Source organism: Bartonella sp. AP4SXKL, from assembly GCF_042195845.1.
Taxonomy (GTDB): Bacteria; Pseudomonadota; Alphaproteobacteria; order Rhizobiales; family Rhizobiaceae; genus Bartonella.
Window position 1 is genome coordinate 1 of record NZ_JBHIPA010000045.1, and the last position, 3,022, is coordinate 3,022.

Annotated in this window: 2 protein-coding genes; both read right to left on the reverse strand. The window is 43.9% G+C overall.

The window, feature by feature from the left end; genetic code table 11:
• Positions 1-14: 14 nt before the first annotated feature.
• Complete coding sequence (locus ACFIMI_RS09550) at positions 15-416, reverse strand: hypothetical protein (RefSeq protein WP_375615477.1); 402 nt, start codon at positions 414-416, stop codon at positions 15-17.
• Positions 413-3,022: hemagglutinin repeat-containing protein (locus tag ACFIMI_RS09555; protein WP_375692525.1), on the reverse strand; the 2,610-nt coding region annotated here is incomplete at its 5' end. The genes ACFIMI_RS09550 and ACFIMI_RS09555, both read right to left, overlap by 4 nt.

Sequence of the window (3,022 nt, forward strand, 5' to 3'; positions counted from 1 at the left end):
ATCACAAACAAAACTTAAGGTTTGCATTCAGGTTGTACTGGACTTCTTTTACAAAAAGGGCTGTTTAAGCGCTTTTCAACACTTCGTTTCGGAATGACCGCGCCTGGTCGACAAATCGGAAGGTTTTCCCTCCAATGATTCACACACCAAGATGGACCGCCATATCTGTCACGGAATCCTGCTTGAATCATACAAGCATAAATTGTTGCATTATCATTATTGCTGAGCTTTTGATTTTCAGCCTCAAGATAATTAAGATGTGGCATGCCACATTCTAATAAGGCTTTTCCTACCTCGGTAAAGTCTGCTCCTGGCTTGATCCACCCATATACTTCCCCTGGAGGAGATTTGTCCATATCACATCCAGTAATACTTAATAGAATGAGCAGGCTCAATAAGTTAAATCGTATTTTCATTTTTTGTTCCCTGTTCTCGTGGAATAAAATTTTATAAAATCAAATGAACCGTAATCATTTTTACACTTAGCACTTGCATCAGCATAACAATTATGGGTACTAGGATTATAGCCGATGATCGCTCCCCCCATCTCTCTGAGGGGTAGAATTAACGGATGTAATGAATCATATGGTTTGGAACGTACCCCATAAGCCGTAGGCCAATTGTAACCAATCACTGTACTAATGGGGTCTAACATATGACCTTGTATGTAGATATAATTTTTTTCGCCATCGCTTAGATAATCTACTGTATTGGCCATCGATTGCATGTGAGCAGCCGCTCCAACAAGATAGAAGTCTGTTTTCTTGGCTACACTGTGGATACCATGTTCTTGCAAGTCATTTGCTCCATTGCGTATTGTTAAGGTACCCCGGCTATGCCCACTAACAATAGCATTGTCATTGCCATAACGATAGATAAAATCTTGGAACTTCTTGGTCGAATTACTCAATCCCCAAGTGCTACCCTCCCAAAACTTTTGATAATATGCTACCCCTAATTCTACCAGCACATCATCAGCTTGGGGAAAGTATGTAAAATAAAGGGGACCATTTTTATTAACAGCCAATTGGACAGCATTACCGGCTGCTTCATCTGGTGAATTAAAAATGCCATTGTAGAACATATAAACAGCACCATTAGGGCCTTTTTGTAAATGCTTTTCTTCCTCTGGCTTTAAAAAGTGATACAGAGTGATATATTTTCCATCACTGCCTTTTATATACTCTCCATTTTCATCGGTTAAATAGAGGACATTGCCATTTTCATCATGCGCAACCTCACCCACTGGATGGTCAACATAAAATGCCATTTTACGAACCCCATCCCATATATCAAACCATTCATCTACCCATTTATTTCTCATACCTAAACGATTACGCAATATATCCTCAAGCGGTGCGACATCTAGCTGTCCTACTGCTTGGTGTGCTGCTGCGGTGTTGCGGTTGAGAGAGCCAATGATTTGTCCAGCATCTTGCCCCATCGCCCTCTGTCCAGTTGTATCAGTAAGGATGATAGTCCCATCGCTGATAGCAGATTTGGTTTCCCCTTCTGCTCCATCCTTGGCTTTGCCGTGATTTAAAACATTCTTGGCAATGTTTTTTATCGTGTCGTTCCCAGAAATGCTAAACCCATGGCTGCTGGCTTTAGCATGGGCACTGTTGCTGATATCACTGGTGCTAATGCTTCCTGTGGTCAGGCTGTTTTTGTCCGCCGAGGCTGTGCTTTCAATAATACCTCCGGTCAGCGTTGTTTTGTCTTTAACTATGATATTAAAGCCGCCATCACCCGCTTTGATGCCTGATTGCTCCACAACACTATGATAATCACTAGAGGATTGATCCTTTTGGAAAGAGGCGCTCATGGCCCCCCCACCACCCGTTTGTCCAGCACCAAACCCAACAGAAACAGAGTTTTGCTTACTGGAAGTTTGTCCCGTATCACTGCGGCTGGTAATGGCAAAATCACCCCCTACTTCCATTTCTACACGCTCTCCAGAAACCACGGCGCCTGCCAATGTGGTGTTTGCCCCACTCGTGGTATGAACAGTGCCGGTGCCTATAATATGGCTGTTTTTGTGTTGAACTTCCTCACTGGAACCTTCCCCTTGACTAAAAGCAGCACTGCCCGTTGCCCCTGCGCCACCCGTGCCATAACCGGTGCCAACACTCATTGAAGCACTTTCACTGCTGTTTTGTGTGCTTTGCGTGTTTTGTGCACTTTCAAAGATGATATCTTTACCTGCTTCCATGGTGATCTTTCCGCTCTGTGCATCATTTTCCAGCACATAGATTGGATTGGTACCAGCGATAATATCAGCGCCAACACCATGAATGCTGCCTTTGTGGGCTTGCATGTTAACAGCGCGTCCGCCTTCTATGCTATCTGTCACCGCTGTGGAGACTTGAGAAGAGGCTTCTGTTTTCTCAGTTTTAAAGCCCACGGTTACACTGCCAGATGCACCAGCCATATTGGCAAGAGCATCCTTGGTGGAGCCCCCCAATCCTCCTAATGAGCTACTCAGTCCTTTGGTTACGTTCCCCTTTTCCCCCGTATTGCCAGTCAGCCAATTAACAAAGGTTTTGCCTTTACTATAAAGATGACTGATTTTCATGCCAGTCAGTATGCCATTAATAACTGTATTGTTACCATCCTTATTATTCATGTGATCTGCGGCATCTTTTAGTCCTTGTACCGTGCCAAGGACACCGATATCAACGGAAGTTGTCACACCAGCAAAAGACTTTTCATGCTTTTCTTTTGCGTTAGAGGTATCATAGCTTTCTGATAGGGTGATATTATTGCCGGCATCAATGTTGACATCACGATCCGCCGAAACAATGGCTGCTTGCATATTTACATCATTGTCAGCAGTAATCTGCACATCTTGGCGTGCCGTGATGTGTGATTGTGTGGAAGTATTTTCCCATTGATCGCCGGTATCTTTGGCGCTTGCAATTCCAACACCTACAGAAGCACCGCTGTTGCTCTTTTCAAACTGAATGCCAAAGCCTTCCCGTTCTTCTACAGAGTTTGACTTATGGCTATTATGACCAACAAG

Coding starts and splice junctions, on each gene's coding strand:
- ACFIMI_RS09550 (WP_375615477.1), bottom strand. CDS start 416: ATGAAAATACGATTTAACTTATTGAGCCTGCTCATTCTATTAAGTATT.